The organism is Salinarimonas rosea DSM 21201, from assembly GCF_000429045.1.
GTDB classification, from domain to species: domain Bacteria; phylum Pseudomonadota; class Alphaproteobacteria; order Rhizobiales; family Beijerinckiaceae; genus Salinarimonas; species Salinarimonas rosea.
The window spans coordinates 215,558-233,456 of sequence record NZ_AUBC01000005.1 but is presented as its reverse complement, the minus strand read 5'-3'; the positions used below and the strand labels follow the sequence as shown (position 1 = coordinate 233,456).

The following is a 17,899-nucleotide window of genomic DNA, read 5'->3' as shown; positions in this document are numbered from 1 at the left end:
GAAGGGAGTGATGGCGCTATGCTGGACCGGCTGCGAGTCGGCGTTTCTCGCATGCTGTAAGCAGGGCTTTCAGATGGACTGGTCCGACCTGCCCCCGCTCTCCATGCTTCGAGCCTTCGAGGCGGCCGCGCGCCACGGCGGGTTCTCCGCCGCGGGGCGCGAGCTCAACGTCACGCACGCGGCGATCGCGCAGCAGGTGCGCGCCCTCGAGGAGCGGCTGGGCCTCACGCTGATGCGCCGCGAGGGCCGGGGCCTCGCGCTCACGCCCGAGGGCGAGCGGCTCGCCGCCAGCCTGCGCGAGGCGATGGACCTGATCCGCGAGGGCGTCGGTGCGCTGATCGCCGGCGCGGCCGAGCGGCCGGTGCAGGTGACGACCACGACGGGCTTCGCTGCGAGCTTCCTCGCGCCGCGGCTCGGCGCTTTCCGCACCGAGCATCCGGACATCGAGCTGATGATCAACCCCAGCGCGAAGATGGTGGACCTCGCCCGGTCCGACTTCGATCTCGCCGTGCGCTACGGCGAGGGCGGCTGGGAGGGCGTCGAGGCGGAGCGGCTGCTCATTTCGCCGAAGGTCGTGGTCGCCACGCCGGAGCTCGTCGGATCCGGGCCGATCCGCGAGCCGGAGGATCTCCTGCGCTACCCCTGGATCCAGGAGCTCGGGCTCGGCGAGTGGCACGCTTGGCTCGCGGCGCGCGGGCTCTCCGCGGGCCAGAAACGGGACATCCATCACCTGCCGGGTCACATCGCCATCGCCGCCCTGCGGGAGGGCCAGGGGATCGGCCTCACGGCGCGCATGCTGGTGGAGGCGGACCTGGCGGCCGGACGGCTCGTCGCCCTGTTCGACGACGCCACCCTGACGCCGACGGCCGGCTACTGGCTGGTGCGCCGTCCCGGCCGCATGCGCCCGAGCGCGGTGGCCTTCGCGGACTGGCTGCGCCGCGAGGCGCGCGAGGATGGGGTGCGACAGGCGGGTGAGGGCAGATGAGAAAAGGGCGACCCCGCGGGACCGCCCCTTCGAAAAAGGTCGCGCGGATCGGCGAGGCGGAGGATCACTCCTCCTCCTCGTCCTCCGGTCCCTTGAGGTTCTTCAGCTTGGCGAACACCGTGTCGGCCTCCGCGCGCTCCTCCACCTCGCGGCGGCGCTGGGCGCCGTAGCCGCCGTACTCCTCCTCCTCCGGAGGCTGGTAGCCCGGATCGGTCGAGACGTCGGCCGGCAGCAGCGTCTGGCCGCCCTCGCCGGCGGGCGCGGGCGGACGGTCCTTGGCGGCGCGCTGGACCTCGAGGTCGAGGTCGATCTGCGAGCACAGGCCCAGCGTGACCGGGTCGAGCGGGGAGAGCGAGGCCGAGTTCCAGTGCGTGCGCTCGCGGATCTGCTGGATCGTCGTCTTGGTCGTGCCGACGAGGCGCATGATCTGCGCGTCCTTGAGCTCCGGATGGTTACGCAGCAGCCAGAGGATGGCGTTGGGCCGGTCCTGGCGACGCGAGACCGGGGTGTAGCGCGGGCCGCGCTTGGTCTTGATCTCGGGCAGGCGCACCTTCGGCGGCGCGATCTTGAGCCGGTATTCCGGATGCTTCTGCGCCTTCTCGATCTCCTCGTGCGTCAGCTGGCCCGTGGTGATCGGGTTCGCGCCCTTGATGCCGGCCGCCACCTCGCCGTCGGCGATGCCCTTCACCTCGAGCGGGTGGAGCTTGCAGAAGTCGGCGATCTGATCGAACGTCAGCGACGTGTTCTCGACGAGCCAGACGGCGGTCGCCTTCGGCATCAAGGGAACGGCAGCGGACACGGGACTTCCTCCTGGAAACGAGCGCGGGACCGCGGATCTCTCGCGATGCGCCTGCGCGCGGCAAACCTTCTCCGTGCTCCGACCCGGCCTGCGGCCGGAGCGACGACGTACCCGATTGTGAGGGGACGGGGAGAATATAGGCGTTTCGCGCGCGGGGCGCAACGAGGATGCGCGGGGGCGGGGGCGCGCTAAGCCATCGTCAGCACGATCTTCCCCACATGCGCGCTCGAATCCATCCGCGCATGCGCCTCGCGCACCTGCTCCAGGGGATAGGTCGAATCGATCACCGGCCGGCAGCGGCCCTGGCCGATGAGCGGGATCACCTCGCGGGCGAGCGCGGCGGCGATCTCGGCCTTCTGGGCGACCGAGCGCGGGCGGAGCGTCGAGCCGGTGTGGGTGAGCCGCTTCATCATCAGGCGACGGTAGTCGACCTCGACCTTGGGGCTCTTCAGGAAGGCGATCTGCACGATCCGGCCTTCCACCGCCGCGGCCTCGTAGTTGCGCGGGATGTAGTCGCCGCCGACCATGTCGAGGATGAGATCGACGCCGCGCCCGTCGGTGAAGTCCTTGGCGGCGGCGACGTAGTCCTCCTCCCGGTAGTTCACCGCCCGGTCGGCGCCGAGCGCGAGGCAGCGGTCGCACTTCTCGGCGGAGCCCGCCGTGACGATCACCCGCGCGCCGAAGGCCTTGGCGAGCTGGATCGCGGTGGTGCCGATCCCCGAGGAGCCGCCGTGGACGAGGAGCGTCTCGCCCGCGGCGAGCCGTCCGCGGTCGAACACGTTGGTCCAGACCGTGAAGTAGGTCTCCGGGATCGCGCCGGCCTCGATCATCGAGAGGCCCGCGGGCACCGGCAGCGTGTTGTCCTCGTGCGCGAGGCAGTACGGCGCGTAGCCCCCGCCGGGGACGAGGGCCATCACCGCGTCGCCCACCGCCCAGCGCTGCGCGCCCGGCCCGCGGGCGACGACGGTGCCCGCGATCTCGAGGCCGAGCACGTCCGGCGCACCGGGGGGAGGGGGGTAGTTCCCCTCGCGCTGGATCACGTCGGGCCGGTTGATGCCCGCCGCCGCGACCTTCACCAGGATCTCGCCGGGCCCGGGCGTCGGCACGGGGCGCTCGACGAGCGTCAGGACCTCCGGCCCGCCGCCGCCCTCGGCGACCACGGCATGCATCGTCTGCGGGATGGTGTCGCTCGTCGTCTCCGCCACGGCTCGGCTCCCTCGCGATCGGTCTCGTGCCGGCGAGGTGACACGCCCCCGCGCGGATTGGCAAGCCGTGCGATCGCGCCCGCGGGGTTGGCCATCGGGGACGGGGCGCGCTATCATCCCGGCCCGATCATCGGCGCGGAGGAGACGGACATGTCCATCGATCCCTTCGGCGAGGAGCTGCCGCGGCCCCGCCCCGACACGCACGTGATCGGGCAGGATCTCGCGCATCTCTCGATCGAGGAGCTCGACGAGCGCATCGCGGCGATGGAGACGGAGATCGGGCGCCTGCGCGAGGCGAAGGCGAAGAAGCAGGTCTCGCGCACGGCCGCGGACGCCTTCTTCAAGCCCGCGACCTGAGACTGCCGCGGAGCGGGCCGCAGTGCCTCGGCGCGTGTGCCGAAATCGGCCAGGTCGCTCGTGTTTCTCGCCGCGCATTAACGCGTCGTTAAGCTTCCTGCTTCATGAATATGGGTATCCAGTCCTTCTGGATGCGAGTGGCTCCTGTCCACTCTGTTTGACGCCTCCCTGTTGACGACTTCAGAGCCGCCTCACGGCGGCTCTTTTTTGTGCGCGCCGTCCCGCCACCGGCGGACGGGCGGGCGACCGCCGTGAGATCGGCGCGTGCGGGCGAGGTGTCCGACGGCGGGACGCCCGCCGCTCGCCTCCTCCGGTCCGCCCCGCGGCCCGCCTCCCGAGGGATGTGACGGAGCCGGGCATGCCGTTCTCGTCCCGTTAACGTTAACCACATCCTAACGGAGCGCGCGGGCGCGTTCGGCGCTAGCCTTGCTCCAACGACTCGGGAAAGCCGCGCGTCGTATCGTGCCGGCACAATTCGAGACAAATTTTCGTCAGGAGGCGGCACATGAACGCGGACATCACTTTCCGGGACACCCGCGATCCGGTCGATTTCGGGCGGACCTTCGTGCACTCCGACGCGTTCCGTGCGCTGTTCCGCGACGGGATGGCGCTAGTGGAGGAGACGGCCGCCTATCTCGACGGGCAGGGCCGCGAGGAATCGCGGACGCTTCCGCGCCAGGCGGCGCTCACCTACGCCAGCGAGAGCATGCGGCTGACCACGCGCCTGATGCAGATCGCCTCGTGGCTCCTCGTCCAGCGCGCCGTCGCCGAGGGCGAGATCACGGCGGAGGAGGCGCTCAAGGAGAAGACCCGCGTGCGCCTGACCCGGCAGGAGAGCGCGAGCCCGGTCTTCGACGCCGCCGCGCTGCCGGAGCGCCTCAAGGAGCTGATCGGCACGAGCGTGCGCATGCATGCCCGCATCGTTCACCTCGACGGCGTCATGTCCGAGGCGATCGCCGAGCCCAAGCCGGCGGCGGACAGCCCGGTCGCCATGCAGCAATGGCTGATCCGCTCCGCCTTCGGCGGCGGCTGAGCGGGGAGGGCCTGCTGCGGCGAAAAGCAGCGGGCGACGCGCGCGGCGGTTCGGGTTAACCTCTCGTTCACCATAACGAAGAGGGAGCGGTCGTCATGCGTGCATCCATCGTCGTCAAGGGCACCGCGTCGGGCGCGCTCGCGCTCGGCCTCCTCGCCGCCGGCCCGGCCGCCGCACAATGCGCGTGGGACGCGGCGCATCGCGACCAGGTGATCGCCTCCACCGTCGAGGCGCCGGTGCTGCGCACCGACGAGGGCCGCGTCGTGCTCGCGCCGCGCACGCCCGCCCCGCGCGAGATCGTCGTCACCCGGGGCGTGCCCGCGGTGACCGGCATACGTCCCGCTCCGGTCGAGCCGCCGGCGATCTACGTCATCGAGGCGGCGGGGACCGTCCTCGTCGACCCGTCCTGACGCGGCTGCGCGTCACAGCCGCCGCGTCAGCGCGTAGAGCGCGATCGCGGCGGCGTTGGAGACGTTGAGGCTCTTGATGGCGCCCGCCATGTCGAGCCGGGCGACGGCGTCGCACAGCGAGCGCGTGCGCGCCCGCAGGCCCTTGCCCTCGGCCCCCAGCACGAGCAGGGCCGGCCGGCGCGCGGCGAGGCTCTCGAACGTCTCCTCGCCTTCCGAATCGAGGCCGACGCGGAGGAAGCCGCGCTCGCCGAGCCGGTCGAGCGCGTCGCCCAGGTTCTTCACGACCACGAACGGGACGTGCTCCAGCCCTCCCGAGGCGGACTTCGCCAGCACCCCCGTCGCCGCCGGCGAATGCCGCGCCGTCGTCAGGATCGCCGTGACGCCGAAAGCGGCGGCGGTGCGCACGATGGCGCCGACGTTGTGCGGGTCGGTGATCTGGTCGAGCGCGAGCACGAGCGCGTCGTCGGGCAGGGTGTCGAGGTCGTAGCCCTCCAGCGGCTCGGCCTCGGCGTAGAGCCCCTGGTGCACGGCGTCGGGGGCGAGCAGCGCGTCGATCTCGCCGGGGCGCACGATCTGCGGGCTCGCGGCGATGCCGGGCAGCTCCTCGGCGAGCCGGCGCGCGGCGTTCTCGGTGGCGAGCAGGCGATGGATCGTCCGCTTGCCGTTGCGCAGCGCCTCCGCGACGGGGTGCCATCCGTAGAGCACGACGGCGTCGTCGAGATCCGGACGCGGCGCGCGTGCGCGCGGCCCGCGGGAACGCGCCCGCGCGCCGGGGCCGATGCGCCCGTTCGCGCCGCGGGCGTGCGGCGGCTTGCCGGGGGGCTTGCGAGGCGGCTTGCGATCGTCTGGCACGGGTGCGGCTCCGGTCGGTGCTGGCGAGGGCATGCGCGTCGAGCGCGCCGTGGTCAAGGCCGCGGCGCTCGCTGCCCGTCCCCAAATCGGGCGGATGCGCGCGATTTCGCCGTTGACACGTCCCGCCGGGGTCACCATAAGAGCCCCCACGCCACGGCCGAGGCGTCGGGCGCGGCCCGGCGCACCGAGAGATCGGCAGCCGGAGCGGACGGGGGAATGTCCCGAGCGGCAAAGGGGGCGGACTGTAAATCCGCTGGCTTACGCCTTCGTAGGTTCGAGTCCTACTTCCCCCACCATCTCCGACGCGCTAGAACTCCACCACGCCCGGGCGGGTGTAGCTCAATGGTAGAGCAGCAGCCTTCCAAGCTGACGACGAGGGTTCGATTCCCTTCACCCGCTCCAGCGCTCCTGATCCATACGCAGCAACGCTTTCCGGGCTCCCGCGAGGGGGCCTTCGTCGTGCCGGCGCAGGGCGCCGGTCGGCGGGCGAGCGTGTCGGTCTCGTCGTCCCGGATCCGGCTCTCAATCGTCGCTGCGGATGCTCTCGTGTTCCACCGCGTCCGTCGGCAGGCGGCGTGAGAGGTCGTCGAGGCGTCCGAGGAGCTCGAGCAGCGTCGCCAGCTCCTCCTGCTCGAAGTGGCTCTTGAGCCATTGATTCCGCCACTCGACGAAGCGCGCCAGATGGTCGTGCAGGGCGGCGCCGTCCGGGGTGAGCTGCGCGGCGGTGCGGCGTCCGTGGTCGGGGTCGGCGCGCACCACGACGAGGCCTCGGGCCGTGAGCGTTCTGAGCGCCCGGGTCACCGTGCCGCGATCCGTCGCCGCGAGCTCCGCGAGGCGGATCGGCGCGAGCCGGCCGTGGCGGCCGAGCAGGAAGAGCGTGCGCAGCTCGGGCAGGCCGATCCCATGGCGCTGCGTGTAGGTGGAGGCGACGCTCTGCACGAAGCGGGTGGCGAACCCGACGACCTGGTGCAGCAGCAGCTCCGTGAAGTCGACGGACGTCTCCACGCGCGGCGGCTCGGGCAGGTGAGGGCGGCCCGCCTTACGCGCCGGCACCGCCTCGGTCGGCGTGTCCTCGTGCGTCCGCGCACCGCCGGATCGGCGCGCGAGGCGACGGTCGTCCTGATCGCTCATGCCTGCTGATCGCTCATGCTCGCCCTCCGCGCCCACCAAAGCGCGAATCCGGCGTCGAGGGAAGCTTGTCGCCGTCACGGGCAGCTGGTATGTTGACCCGTCAACAAGAAACGCCGAACCGGGCGTGCGCGGGCCGAGAGGGGCCCGATCGGGAGGAAACCACATGCGTCGCATCGCCATTGCGGCGATCGCGGCCGGCGCCGCCCTGTGCGCCGCGGCCGCGTCCGCCACCGAGCTGAAGCTCGCCCATTTCATGTCGCCGCAGCATCCGATGGACCGGCACGTGATGACGCCGCTGGCCGAGGAGATCGCGGCCAAGACGAACGGCGCGCTCACCATCAAGGTCTATCCCGCCGGCGAGCTCGGCGCGGGTCCGAACCAGCAGTACCGCCGCGCCGTCACCGGCATCGCCGACATCGCCTTCAACCTGCCGCAGTACACGCCGGCGCAGTTCCAGCGCTCGGTGATGCTGCACGTGCCGGGCCTGTTCGCCGATCCGGAGAGCGCGACTGCAACCATCTGGGACAACATCGACGCGCTCGACGGCGATTTCGAGCAGGTCGAGCTCCTCGCCTTCTGGACCAACAATCCGTCGATCCTGTTCAGCCGCGAGACGCCGGTGCGGTCGCTCGCGGATGTCTCCGGCCTCAAGGTGCGCATCCCCGATCCGGTGACCGCGTCCATCGTCGAGGCCTGGGGCGGCATCCCGGTCTCGCTGCCGGCGACCGAGGTCTACAACGCCATGAGCACGGGCGTGGTCGACGCGGTGATGATCGACGCCTCGGCGGTGGGCTCCTACAATCTCCACGAGGTCGCGAAGCACGTCACGACCAACGTGCCGGGAGCGCTCTCCACCTTCACGCTGATCATGAACAGGGGCGCCTACGACAAGCTCTCCGACGAGCAGCGCGCAGCTCTCGACGATCTCACCGGGCGCGACCTGTCGATGCGCGCGGCGACGGCCTTCAAGGCGGCGGGCGATCGCGGCATCGCCATGCTGCGTGAGGCGAATGTCGAGCTGATCACGCTCGAGCCCGACGCGCGCGCGGCCTTCGTCGCGGCCATGGCGGCCCCGATCGCGGCCGAGCTGAAGGCGCAGGGCGAGGCGGTCGGCCTCGACGGCGAGGCCTTCCTCGCGCGCTTCGCCGCGGCGAACTGAGCCGGCGAGAGGGCGAGGCGATGGACCCGGTCTCGGATCGGCCGCCGGGCGGCGGCACGCGCCTCGAGCGCTGGGCGGCGGCGGGCATCGCCGTCGTCGGCGGGGCGGGGGTGGTGGCGCTGATGCTGCTCACCGTCTCCGACGCGCTGCTGCGCACCTTCGCCAACGCGCCGATCCTGGGCGCCAACGACCTCACCCAAGTGATCCTCGCGATCGTCGTCGCCGCCTCGGTGCCGCTGTGCATCGCGAGCGACCGGGCGGTGGCGATCACGGCGCTGATCGACAGGATGCCGCGAACGGCCGGCGGGGCCCTGCGCCGCGCCGGCTACGCGGCGTCGGCGGCGGCGCTCGCTTATCTCGCCTGGCGCTGCTTCGTGAACGGCGGGGAGGCGGCGATGTTCGGCGAGACGACGATGCTGCTGCGCATCCCCTACGGCCCGTTCTACTACGCGCTGGCCGCCGGCTTCGGCCTCTCCGCCGTGCTGTTCGCGGCGGGCGCCCTGCGCGGGAGGCTCGCGCCGTGAGCGCGGCGGCGGTCGGCGTCGTCGGCTTCCTCGGCCTGTTCGCCCTGATGGGGCTCGGCGTGCCGGTGGGCGTCGCCATGCTGATCGCGGGGCTCGCCGGGCTCGTCGCGCTCACCGACCCGATCTCGGCGGCCTACACGCTCTCGGGCCAGGCCTTCGCCACGGCCTCGCACTACGAGCTGACCGTGCTGCCGCTGTTCATCCTGATGGGCAACCTCGCCTCCGCGGCGGGCCTGTCGAAGGACCTCTACGACGCCGCCTATCGCTGGCTCGGCGCGCGCAAGGGCGGGCTCGCGGGGGCGACCATCGTCGGCTGCGCCGGCTTCGCGGCCTTGTCCGGCTCCTCCATCGCCTCGGCGGTGACGATGGGGCGCGTCGCCTACCCGAACATGCGCCGCTACGGCTACGGCCAGAAGCTCTCCACCGGCGCCATCGCGGCGGGCGGCACGCTCGGCATCCTGATCCCGCCCTCCACCGGCTTCGTGCTCTACGCCATCCTCACCGAGCAATCGATCGGGCGGCTGTTCATGGCGGGCGTGCTGCCGGGGCTCCTGCTCACCGGGCTCTTCCTCGTGACCATCGCCATCGTGGTGCGGCTTCGCCCGGAGGAGGGGCCGAGCGGCCCGGCCTCGACCTGGGGCGAGCGGATCGCCTCGCTGTGGCGGGCGACGGGGATCGTCGGCATCATCGTGGTGACGATCGGCGGCATCTATACCGGCGTGTTCACGCCGGTCGAGGCGTCCGGCGTCGGCGCCTTCCTCGCGGCAATGATGCTCGTCCTGCGCGGCGGCTTCACCCGCGAGACGCTCGCCGCCTGCCTCGTCGACACGCTGCGCACGACGGGGATGTGCTTCCTCATCCTCATCGGCGCCAACGTCTTCGCCCCCTTCGTCTCGCTCTCGGGCCTGCCCGGCATCGTGGCGAACGGCTTCGTCTCGGCCGAGCTCGGGCCCTACACGGCGATCCTGATCATCGTCGCGCTCTACGCCGTGCTCGGCATGGTGATCGAGGGGCTGTCGCTGATGGTGATCACCCTGCCGATCACCTTCCCCGTGGTGGTCGGGCTCGGCTTCGACCCGATCTGGTTCGGCGTGATCATGGTGATCGTGCTCGAGATGGGTCTGATCAGCCCGCCGGTCGGGGTGAACTGCTTCGTCGTCTCGACCATCGCGCGGGACACGAAGCTCGAGACGATCTTCGCCGGCGTCATGCCCTTCTGGGGCGCGATGCTGGTCTGCATCGCCCTCCTCGTTTTCTTCCCCGAGATCGCGCTCACGCTCCCCAACGCGATGTTCGCGACGCCCTGACGGTATCCATGCGCCTCTTCTCCACCAGAACCCGCCCCGTCCATCTCGGCCCCTATCCGCTGGAGCGCCTCGCCCGGCAGGACGCGGCGCCCGACCTCTCCCGGCTGCCGCCGCACGCGGCGCTCGACTGCGACGCCTCCGCCGACGCGAGCACCATCGCCGGCGCCATCGGGCTCTTCATCGGCATGCTCGACGCGATCCGCGAGGGCGCGGTGGCCGCGACGAAGGCGCCGATCCCCGACGACCCGCAGGAGCGGGCGAACAATATCAAGGCAGCGGGCTACTTCTTCGACGCGAGCCAGATGGGGATCTGCCGCCTGCCCCCCGAGGCGCTCCTCGCCGAGCCGACGCGCAACCCGGCCCTCGACGCGCTCGTCGCGCGCATCGAGAGCGGCCAGACCAAGACCTTCTCGTCGGGCATCGACGTGATCATGGCCGACGTGAAGGAGGCCGCCGCGACCCCGCCCGGCCCGATCGACCACCACACCCACGCGATCGTCGTCCTCGTCGAGGACCCGCGCGAGCCCGATCCGGCGGAGCCGGGAGCCGCCTGGATCGCGGGGACGAGCGCCGCCCGCTCGGCCGTGCGCGCGGCGGAAGCCGCGGTGGTGCTCGCCAACTACCTGCGCCTCCTCGGCTACGCCGCGCGGGCGCACACTGCGACCTCCTCCGACGTCGATCTCGAGCGCCTCGGTGTCGCCGCGGGCCTGAACGAAATCGGCCCGGACGGGCGCGCCACGAACCCCTATGTCGGGCGCGGCTACGCGCTCGCCGCGATCACGACGACGCTCGATCTCGCCACCGACCGCCCGCTCGCGCCCCGCGGCCTCGCGGCGCGGATCGCCTCGCACGGGCCGGCCTGGTGGGCGGGCAGCGGCACGTTCAAGAGCGCCCGCGACCGGCTGCCCTTCGCGCGGCGCCGCTTCAAGGACGGCGCCTACCCGTTCGAGCGCATCGCGACGCGCGAGACGCCGACCACCTTCATCGACGAGCCGCGCGTCCCGCGCTTCCCCAAGCGCGCGGACTTCTTCGCCCGGGCCCTGTTCGGCGACATGGGCAAGGCGGTGCAGGAGAAGGCGAAGAACGGCTTCTACGTCCTGCGCAACCCGCTCGGATACTGCTCGCGCCGGGCGCTCGGCGCGCTGCTCCTGCTGCAGCAGGGCGAGGCGCACCGCGCGCCGGCACGGGAGGCGCAGGATCCGCAGGCGAACGCCGACGCGGTGAAGGCGACGCTCTACTTCCTCGGCGCCGACGCGGTCGGCATCTCCCGCTGCCCGGACTGGGCCTACTATTCCCACGACGCCGCCGGCGAGCCGGTGACGCCCTATCACGGCGAGGCGATCTCGATCCTGGTCGACCAGGGCCACGAGACCATGGACGGCACCACCGGCGACGACTGGATCTCCGCCGCCCAGTCCATGCGCGCCTACCTGCGCACGTCGCTGATCGGCGGCATCGTGGCGGAGCAGATCCGCCGGCTCGGCTATTCGGCGCGCGTGCATTCCGTGCTCGACGGCGACGTGCTGCAGCCGCCGCTGCTGCTGCTGTCGGGCCTCGGCGAGGTGAGCCGCATCGGCGAGGTGATCCTCAACCCCTATCTCGGCCCGCGGCTGAAATCCGGCGCCATCACCACCGACATGCCGCTTTCCCACGACAGGCCGATCGATTTCGGCCTGCAGTCCTTCTGCGGGAGCTGCAACAAGTGCGCCCGCGAATGCCCGTCCGGCGCCATCACCGCCGGGCCGAAGCTGATGTACAACGGCTACGAGATCTGGAAGTCCGACGCCGAGAAATGCGCCCGCTACCGCATCACCAACGATGCGGGCTCGATGTGCGGGCGCTGCATGAAGACCTGCCCGTGGAACCTGGAGGGCCTGTTCCAGGAGGCGCCGTTCCGCTGGCTCGCCATGAAGGCGCCGTTCCTGGCCAAGGCGCTGGCCCGGCTCGACGACGCGGTCGGCAACGGGCGGCAGAACAAGGCGAAGAAATGGTGGTGGGACATCGACATGGACCCCGCGACCATGTCCTACATCCCCGCCGCGCAGACCAACAGGCGCGAGCTGCAGACCTCGCTCGACCTGCGCTACGAGGACCAGACGCTCGCCGTCTACCCGGCCGACGCCATGCCGCCGCCCTATCCGGTGCCCTATCCCATGGACCGCGAGGCCGGCATCGCGCGCTACCGCGCGCTCCTCACGCCCGAGGTCTACAGGGAGAAGCTCCTCGCCGGCGAGACCGAGGGCCTCGCGCCGCCCTTCCGCATGCCCGACGGCCCGCCGCCGGTGATCCCGACCATCCTCGCCGCGCGCGTCGAGGAGACCGCGGACACGACGCGTTTCGAGCTCGTGGCGGCGGACGCGTCGGAGCTGCCGGCCTTCGAGCCGGGCGCCCATGTCGACGTCGTCATCGCGCCGGAATATCTGCGGCAATACTCGCTCGCCGGCGATCCCGCGGACCGCTCGCGCTACGTGCTCGGCGTGCTGAAGGAGCCCGAGGGCAAGGGCGCCTCCAAGCTGATGCACCGCGCCTTCCGGCCTGGGCGGCGGGTCTTCGTCTCGCCGCCGCGCAACCATTTCCCGCTGGTCGAGGAGGCGACCCGCTCGCTGCTCTTCGCCGGCGGCATCGGCGTGACGCCGATGATCCCGATGGCGCACCGGCTGCATGCGCTCGGCCGGGACTTCGAGCTGCACTATTCCTGCCCGAGCCGGGAGCGCGCACCCTTCGCGAAGGATCTCGCCGCCGCGCCCTTCGGCGACCGCGTGCGGCTCCATTGCTCGCAGGACGGCACCCGCGCCGATCTCGCCGCGCTCACCGCGGGATACGAGCCCGGCATGCACCTCTACACCTGCGGCCCCGTCCGCTACATGGACGCGGTGCTCGACGCGGCGCGGGCGAACGGCTGGCCGGAGGAGGCGCTCCACCGGGAGTTCTTCACGGTGCCGGAGCTGCCCGAACGCGAGAGCTTCCCGTTCCGGCTGGTGCTGGCGAAGAGCGGCCGCAGCCTCGACGTCGCCGCCGACGAGAGCGCGACGGACGCGCTCGCGCGCATCGGCGTGCACGTCGAGACCAAGTGCTCGAGCGGCATCTGCGGGGTCTGCGCGGCGGGTCTCGTGGCGGGTTCGGTCGACCACCGCGACTTCGTGCTCTCGGCCAGGGAGCGCGAGCGCAAGCTGATCCTGTGCTGCTCGCGCGCAGCCGAGCCGGACGGGGAGATCGCGGTCGACCTCTAGCTCCTTCCCGTCGGTGAGACGAATAACCCCGGGCGGGCCGCGGGGGCGCACCGGCGCTCGCCCACGAGGGGCTGATCGGCCGAGGCGCGCGCACGCGGCGACCGCACCGCCCGCTACATCGTCGCGCCGATCGACCAGGGCACGAACTCGTTGTCGCCGTAGCCGAGCGCCTCGGACTTGGTCCGCCCGCCCGAGGCGACGCGCAGGATCTCCGCGAAGATCTCCTCGCCCTTCTGCGCCAGCGAGACCCCGTCGAGCACGTCCCCGCAATTGACGTCCATGTCCTCGATCATCTGCTCGTAGACGTGGCTGTTCGAGGCGAGCTTGATCGAGGGCGTCGGCTTGCAGCCGAAGGCCGAGCCGCGGCCGGTGGTGAAGCACAGGACGTTGGCGCCGCCCGCGACCTGGCCCGTGGCCGAGACCGGGTCGTAGCCCGGCGTGTCCATGAACACGAGGCCGCGCTCGGTCACGAGCTCGGCGTATTCGTAGACCGCGCGCAGGTTCGTCGTGCCGCCCTTGGCGGCGGCGCCGAGCGACTTCTCGAGGATGGTGGTGAGCCCGCCGAGCTTGTTGCCCGGGGAGGGGTTGTTGTTCATCTCCATGCCGTGCCGGGCGGTGTAGGCCTCCCACCAGCGGATGCGCTCGATCAGCGTCTCGGCGACCTCCGGCGTCTCCGCCCGCGAGGTGAGGAGGTGCTCCGCGCCGTAGATCTCGGGCGTCTCGGAGAGGATGGCGGTGCCGCCCTGCGCGACGAGGAGATCGACGGCGGCGCCCAGCGCCGGGTTGGCGCTGATGCCGGAATAGCCGTCCGACCCGCCGCATTGCAGCGCCAGCACGAGCTCGGAGGCGGGCTGGGGCGTGCGCCGGGCTCGGTCCACGAGAGGCAGCATCTCGACGATGGCCCGCACCCCGGCGTCCACCGTCTTGCGGGTGCCGCCGGTCTCCTGGATCGTCACCGTGCGGAAGGTCGCGCTCTCCTCGACACCGTAGGACTTCATCCAGCGCGGGATCTGGAAGGCCTCGCAGCCGAGCCCCACCATCAGCACGCCGCCGACGTTCGGGTTCGACGCGATGCCCCATTGCGTGCGCCGCAGGAGGTCGTAGGCCGGCCCCTTCACGTCGATGCCGCAGCCGGTGCCGTGGACGAGCGCGACGACGCCGTCGATGTTCGGGTAGTCGCGCAGCACGCCCGATCGCTCGATCTCCTCGGCGATGAAGCGCGCGACGCTCGCCGAGCAGTTCACCGAGGTGAGGGTGGCGATGTAGTTGCGCGTGCCCACCTTGCCGCTCTCGCGCAGGTAGCCTTCGAACGTCGCCCGCTCCGCCTCCGGCAGCATCGCCGTCGCATGCGCGCTCGCCCCGGGAACGTGGTCGCGGGCGAAGGCGCGGACGTAGACGTTGTGCTCGTGCACCCACTCGCCCGCCGCGATAGGCGCGCGCGCGAAGCCGATGATCTGCCCGTACTTCACGACCGGCTCGTCCGCCGCGATGTCGCGCACCGCCATCTTGTGCCCGCGCGGCACGCGCGTGCGCACGGCGATCCCGTCGACGCTCTCGTCGGCGGCGAGCGGCTCGACCGCCAGCACGATGTTGTCGCTGTCGGACAGCTTGATGATGCGCGCCATTCTCTACTCTGCTCGAGGCGGACGGAGGCCGCGTCGCGAAGGACGGGGGAACGCATTGAATACTAATATAATACAAGCGACGATGTCAAGGCGCGCCGGGACGGCGCGGGCGCGGCCGTCGAGGACCGTGAACGAGCGGAGGGCGGCCGTCAGTCGAGGTGGAAGACCTCTTCCATGGGCGCCCCACCACTCGCCGTCGGCGCGGGTCGGCAGCGGGCGCTGCATCGGGTCGCGGACCGCCCACCAGCCGCGCATCGCCTCCGAGCGGCCCATCTCGGCGGCGTCCGCCGCGAAGTCGCTGCCGTGATACTCCCAGAAGGCGAAAAGCAGGTTCTCCGGCTCGCGCAGGAAGATCGCGTAGTTGCGGATGTTCGCGGCGCGGATCACGTCGAGCACCTCCGGCCAGACCTCCGCGTGGACGCGCTTGTACTCCGCCACCGCCTTCGGCTCGAGGGCGATGCAATGGCCCATCCTGCGCATGTCGGCTTTCCTCGCGTCTCGCGCTTCACCCGTCGAGCTCGCCGGCGACCTCGACGGTGTTCGACAGGGACGTCTCGAGGTGGTGCTCCATGGCGGCCGCGGCACCCTCCGAGTCGCGGCGGCGCAGCGCCTCGAGGATCGCCTCGTGCTGCGTGATCGTCTGCTCGCCGTAACCGGGCTCGGGGATCGCGAGATAGCGCCCGCGGTCCATCTGCGCCTTCGAGATGTCGACGGCCCGCCAGATGCCGGGGTAGCCGCTCGTCTCGGCGATGGTGCGGTGGAAGGCGTCGTCGAGCTGGATCGCCGTCGCGTAGCGCGCCCGCGCGATCGCCAGGCGATGGGCGGCGATGTTGTCCTCCAGCGCCTCGATCGCTGCGTCCGTCATCTTCGCCGCCGCGCGCCGCGCGCTCTCCATCTCCAGCGCGCGCCGGATCACGTAGGCCTCCTCGAGGTCGTCCCGGCCGATCGGCGCGACGTAGGTGCCCGTCTGCGCGAGCACCTTGATGAAGCCCTCGTCGCTGATGCGCTTGACGGCCTCCCGCACCGGCGTGCGTGAGACGCCGAGCGCCTCCGCGATCGCGACCTCGTTGATCGGATCCCCGGGCTTGAGCTTGCCCACGACGATCAGGTTGCGGATCTTCTGGTAGATCTGGTCCCGGAGCGGCAGTGCGCGGTTGAGGGTGGAGGGATCGAGGTCCATCTGCGCGTTCCTTGCTCGTGCCCGCTTCGCAAGCACGCAATATATTAGAATGTCAAGCCGCGTGCGCCGCGATCCGCCCGCGTGCCGAGGGCCGTCCCTGAAAGTCGCAGAAGCCTCTCGAAATCCGCCGGACCTTGGCAGAGGGCGCGGCAGCGCAGCCGCCATGCGCTTGAGGCCCCTAGGCGCGGCGCGCCGTCACCACGACGACCGCGGTCGCGCCCACGCAGATCGCCGAGAGCCCCGCCATGAACAGCGGCGCGGCCGGCGCGCCGGCGAGCCCGATCACGCCGCCGATGAGCGGCGGAAAGGCGACGCCGCCGATCATCGAGGCGGCGATGACCGACGCCGTGGCGTTGCGCGAGGCAGGGTGCACCGCGGCGAGCCAGGCGAGGCCGGTGGGGAAGATCGGTGCGATGAACACGCCCACCAGCACGTAGGCGAGGGGCGCGAGCGTCGGGTGCGCCGCGAGGACGAGCGAGACGGTCGTGCCGAGGCACGCGCCCACCATGATCTGCGCCGGCGTGGCGCGCAGGCCGAGCCAGGCCGCGCCGAAGCGGCCGAGCGTCATCGCCAGCCAGTAGGCCGAGGTCGCCCCCGCCGCGAAGGCCGCGCCCCAGCCGACCGCCACGAGATGCGTCGTCGCCCAGCCGCCGACGCCGGTCTCGATCGCGACGTGCAGCACGTAGATCGTGAGGAAGGCGCCGAGCACGAGGAGCGTCGTGCGCCCCCGCGCCGGCGCCGCCGCCGCGGCGTCCGTGGCGGCTCCGACGCCGTTCGAGATCGCCCCGCCGGCGAGCAGCGGGAGGAGCGCGCACGCGCCGAAGACGAGGAAGAGGACGCGGAAATTCTCCGCGCCGAACCAGGCGATCGCCAGCGGCCCGAGCACCGCGCCGACGCCGAAATGGGCGTTCAGCAGGTTGACCATGGCGGCGCTGCGGCGGCCGAAGCCGATCGAGAACAGGAAGTTCAGCCCGAAATCGACACCCCCGAAGCCGAGCCCGACGACGAAGGCGCCGGCGAGCGCGACGCTCCAGGCCGGGGCGAGCGCGAACAGCAGGCAGCCGAGCGCCATCGCGCCGTAGCTCGCCGCCATCAGCTGCCGGTTGCTGAAGCGCGCATGCGCACGGTTGAAGGCGAGGACGCCGACGAGCGCGCCGACGAAATGCGCGCTCAGCGCCAGGCCCGCCTGCGCCGGCCCGATGGCGAACTCCTCCAGAAGATGCGGGATGGCCGGTCCGTAGAGGGCCTGGAGCGCCCCGATGACGACGAAGCCGAAGCAGGAGGCGACGATCCCCGCCGTGGTGGCGGCGGGCTTCAAGCGCCCACCTCGACGACGTGGACACTCACGCCCGCATCGGCGAGCGCGTCGCAGGCGGCGCTGCGTGCGGTGGTGACGAGATGGGTGATGCGCGCGGCCGGCGCGACCCGGAAGGGTGCGTGCGTGCCGAGCTTGTCGGGCGTCGCGGCGACGGCGACCGCGCCGGCCGCTTCGGCGATCGCCGCCTTCACCAGCGCCTCCTCGTGGCCGAAGGCGGTCAGCCCGTCGGCGGCGTCGACGGCGCAGGCGCCGATATAGGCGAGCGCCGGGCGCAGGCGGGCGATGGCGGCGACCGTGTCCGCGCCGACGCAGGCGCCGGAGAGCGGATCGACGCGCCCGCCGACGAGGATCGTCGAGACGCCCGGCCGGTCGTACAGCAGCGCCGCGATCGCCGGCGCGTTGGTCGCCACCGTGAGCCGCCGATCCCGCGGCAGCGCGGCGGCGACGGCGAGGCTGCTCGAGCCGGCGTCGATGAAGACGAGCGCGTCCGCCGGCGCGAGCGCGGCCGCCGCTGCGCCGAGGTGCGCCGTCGCCTCGCCCGCCGCCGCCGTGCGCTCCCGTGCGGGCCGCGGCAGCGGCTGCATCGGCGAGGCGAGCGCCCCGCCGTGGACGCGCTCGCAGACGCCGCGCGCCTCGAGCGCGCGCAGGTCGCGCCGGATCGTGTCCTCCGAGACGGCGAGCTCCGCGGCGAGCGCGCGCGCCACGACGCTGCCTGCGCTGCGCAGCCGTTCGGCGATGAGGGCGTGGCGTTCCTCGGTGAGCATGATCGGGCGAGTTCCTGCAT

16 protein-coding genes, 2 tRNA genes and 1 pseudogene are annotated in these 17,899 nt (G+C 71.9%); 10 read left to right on the top strand and 9 right to left on the bottom strand.

Annotation, left to right across the window (positions count from 1 at the left end; genetic code table 11):
- Positions 1 to 73: 73 nt before the first annotated feature.
- Complete coding sequence (locus tag G407_RS0104950) at positions 74 to 985, top strand: LysR substrate-binding domain-containing protein (RefSeq protein WP_029029922.1); 912 nt, start codon at positions 74 to 76, stop codon at positions 983 to 985.
- 64 nt (positions 986 to 1,049) lie between these two features.
- Here G407_RS0104950 and G407_RS0104945 read toward each other — a convergent pair whose 3' ends face one another.
- Complete coding sequence (locus G407_RS0104945) at positions 1,050 to 1,763, bottom strand: DUF1013 domain-containing protein (protein WP_029029921.1); 714 nt, start codon at positions 1,761 to 1,763, stop codon at positions 1,050 to 1,052.
- 209 nt (positions 1,764 to 1,972) lie between these two features.
- Entirely contained in the window at positions 1,973 to 2,953 is a 981-nt protein-coding gene (locus G407_RS0104940) for an NAD(P)H-quinone oxidoreductase (RefSeq protein WP_029029920.1), read from the bottom strand.
- Positions 2,954 to 3,139: 186 nt separating this feature from the next.
- Between G407_RS0104940 and G407_RS0104935 the strand changes: the two genes are divergently transcribed.
- The 3 genes from G407_RS0104935 to G407_RS0104925 all read left to right on the top strand — a co-directional run bounded on the left by G407_RS0104935 (position 3,140) and on the right by G407_RS0104925 (position 4,789).
- On the top strand, positions 3,140 to 3,346 hold the full coding sequence (locus tag G407_RS0104935) for a DUF1192 domain-containing protein (protein WP_029029919.1): 207 nt from the start codon (positions 3,140 to 3,142) through the stop codon (positions 3,344 to 3,346).
- 505 nt (positions 3,347 to 3,851) lie between these two features.
- Complete coding sequence (rcdA, locus tag G407_RS0104930; protein ID WP_029029918.1) at positions 3,852 to 4,379, top strand: protease adaptor protein RcdA; 528 nt, start codon at positions 3,852 to 3,854, stop codon at positions 4,377 to 4,379.
- 95 nt (positions 4,380 to 4,474) lie between these two features.
- Positions 4,475 to 4,789, top strand: coding sequence for a hypothetical protein (locus G407_RS0104925; RefSeq protein WP_029029917.1), 315 nt, complete (start codon positions 4,475 to 4,477; stop codon positions 4,787 to 4,789).
- A 12-nt stretch (positions 4,790 to 4,801) separates the two neighbouring features.
- On the opposite strand, the gene rlmB is transcribed toward G407_RS0104925, so the two are convergent.
- Complete coding sequence (gene rlmB / locus G407_RS0104920) at positions 4,802 to 5,674, bottom strand: 23S rRNA (guanosine(2251)-2'-O)-methyltransferase RlmB (protein ID WP_084327324.1); 873 nt, start codon at positions 5,672 to 5,674, stop codon at positions 4,802 to 4,804.
- A gap of 177 nt (positions 5,675 to 5,851) precedes the next feature.
- Between rlmB and G407_RS0104915 the strand changes: the two genes are divergently transcribed.
- A tRNA-Tyr gene (locus G407_RS0104915) sits at positions 5,852 to 5,937 on the top strand.
- Between the two features lie 32 nt (positions 5,938 to 5,969).
- Positions 5,970 to 6,043, top strand: a tRNA-Gly gene (locus G407_RS0104910).
- Positions 6,044 to 6,163: 120 nt separating this feature from the next.
- Here G407_RS0104910 and G407_RS32000 read toward each other — a convergent pair.
- Positions 6,164 to 6,772 (bottom strand): MarR family winged helix-turn-helix transcriptional regulator, encoded by a 609-nt coding sequence (locus G407_RS32000; protein ID WP_029029915.1) that lies wholly within the window; start codon positions 6,770 to 6,772, stop codon positions 6,164 to 6,166.
- Positions 6,773 to 6,935: 163 nt separating this feature from the next.
- Between G407_RS32000 and G407_RS0104900 the strand changes: the two genes are divergently transcribed.
- Genes G407_RS0104900 through G407_RS0104885 form a run of 4 tightly spaced genes read left to right on the top strand, consistent with a single transcriptional unit; the run spans position 6,936 to position 12,992 of the window.
- Positions 6,936 to 7,931 carry a TRAP transporter substrate-binding protein gene (locus G407_RS0104900; protein ID WP_029029914.1) on the top strand — a complete coding sequence of 332 codons (996 nt, stop codon included), beginning with the start codon at positions 6,936 to 6,938 and terminating at the stop codon, positions 7,929 to 7,931.
- A gap of 20 nt (positions 7,932 to 7,951) precedes the next feature.
- Positions 7,952 to 8,455 (top strand): TRAP transporter small permease, encoded by a 504-nt coding sequence (locus G407_RS0104895; protein WP_029029913.1) that lies wholly within the window; start codon positions 7,952 to 7,954, stop codon positions 8,453 to 8,455.
- Positions 8,452 to 9,762, top strand: coding sequence for a TRAP transporter large permease (locus tag G407_RS0104890; RefSeq protein ID WP_029029912.1), 1,311 nt, complete (start codon positions 8,452 to 8,454; stop codon positions 9,760 to 9,762). Before G407_RS0104895 ends, G407_RS0104890 begins: the two co-directional genes overlap by 4 nt.
- Before the next feature lie 8 nt (positions 9,763 to 9,770).
- Positions 9,771 to 12,992, top strand: a complete 3,222-nt coding sequence (locus tag G407_RS0104885) for a 4Fe-4S double cluster binding domain-containing protein (RefSeq protein WP_029029911.1) — start codon at positions 9,771 to 9,773, stop codon at positions 12,990 to 12,992.
- A 113-nt stretch (positions 12,993 to 13,105) separates the two neighbouring features.
- Here G407_RS0104885 and G407_RS0104880 read toward each other — a convergent pair whose 3' ends face one another.
- The 5 genes and pseudogenes from G407_RS0104880 to G407_RS0104860 all read right to left on the bottom strand — a co-directional run bounded on the left by G407_RS0104880 (position 13,106) and on the right by G407_RS0104860 (position 17,879).
- Positions 13,106 to 14,617, bottom strand: a complete 1,512-nt coding sequence (locus G407_RS0104880; RefSeq protein WP_029029910.1) for a UxaA family hydrolase — start codon at positions 14,615 to 14,617, stop codon at positions 13,106 to 13,108.
- A 149-nt stretch (positions 14,618 to 14,766) separates the two neighbouring features.
- Positions 14,767 to 15,097, bottom strand: a pseudogene (locus G407_RS25795) (L-rhamnose mutarotase).
- A 25-nt stretch (positions 15,098 to 15,122) separates the two neighbouring features.
- Positions 15,123 to 15,797 (bottom strand): GntR family transcriptional regulator, encoded by a 675-nt coding sequence (locus G407_RS0104870; protein WP_029029909.1) that lies wholly within the window; start codon positions 15,795 to 15,797, stop codon positions 15,123 to 15,125.
- 178 nt (positions 15,798 to 15,975) lie between these two features.
- A complete protein-coding gene (locus tag G407_RS0104865) occupies positions 15,976 to 17,115 on the bottom strand; it encodes an MFS transporter (protein WP_029029908.1) in 1,140 nt (379 codons plus the stop codon).
- A complete protein-coding gene (locus tag G407_RS0104860; protein ID WP_029029907.1) occupies positions 17,112 to 17,879 on the bottom strand; it encodes a DeoR/GlpR family DNA-binding transcription regulator in 768 nt (255 codons plus the stop codon). The genes G407_RS0104865 and G407_RS0104860 overlap by 4 nt, the downstream gene beginning before the upstream one ends.
- Positions 17,880 to 17,899: the final 20 nt, after the last annotated feature.

Excerpts from the sequence above, each read along its gene's own strand:
- G407_RS0104900 (WP_029029914.1), top strand. The coding sequence starts at position 6,936 with ATGCGTCGCATCGCCATTGCGGCGATCGCGGCCGGCGCCGCCCTGTGC.
- G407_RS0104935 (WP_029029919.1), top strand. The coding sequence starts at position 3,140 with ATGTCCATCGATCCCTTCGGCGAGGAGCTGCCGCGGCCCCGCCCCGAC.
- G407_RS0104880 (WP_029029910.1), bottom strand. The coding sequence starts at position 14,617 with ATGGCGCGCATCATCAAGCTGTCCGACAGCGACAACATCGTGCTGGCG.
- rlmB (WP_084327324.1), bottom strand. The coding sequence starts at position 5,674 with ATGCCCTCGCCAGCACCGACCGGAGCCGCACCCGTGCCAGACGATCGC.
- G407_RS0104950 (WP_029029922.1), top strand. The coding sequence starts at position 74 with ATGGACTGGTCCGACCTGCCCCCGCTCTCCATGCTTCGAGCCTTCGAG.
- G407_RS0104870 (WP_029029909.1), bottom strand. The coding sequence starts at position 15,797 with ATGGACCTCGATCCCTCCACCCTCAACCGCGCACTGCCGCTCCGGGAC.
- G407_RS0104885 (WP_029029911.1), top strand. The coding sequence starts at position 9,771 with ATGCGCCTCTTCTCCACCAGAACCCGCCCCGTCCATCTCGGCCCCTAT.
- G407_RS32000 (WP_029029915.1), bottom strand. The coding sequence starts at position 6,772 with ATGAGCGATCAGGACGACCGTCGCCTCGCGCGCCGATCCGGCGGTGCG.
- G407_RS0104860 (WP_029029907.1), bottom strand. The coding sequence starts at position 17,879 with ATGCTCACCGAGGAACGCCACGCCCTCATCGCCGAACGGCTGCGCAGC.
- G407_RS0104940 (WP_029029920.1), bottom strand. The coding sequence starts at position 2,953 with ATGCATGCCGTGGTCGCCGAGGGCGGCGGCGGGCCGGAGGTCCTGACG.
- G407_RS0104895 (WP_029029913.1), top strand. The coding sequence starts at position 7,952 with ATGGACCCGGTCTCGGATCGGCCGCCGGGCGGCGGCACGCGCCTCGAG.
- G407_RS0104925 (WP_029029917.1), top strand. The coding sequence starts at position 4,475 with ATGCGTGCATCCATCGTCGTCAAGGGCACCGCGTCGGGCGCGCTCGCG.
- G407_RS0104945 (WP_029029921.1), bottom strand. The coding sequence starts at position 1,763 with ATGCCGAAGGCGACCGCCGTCTGGCTCGTCGAGAACACGTCGCTGACG.
- rcdA (WP_029029918.1), top strand. The coding sequence starts at position 3,852 with ATGAACGCGGACATCACTTTCCGGGACACCCGCGATCCGGTCGATTTC.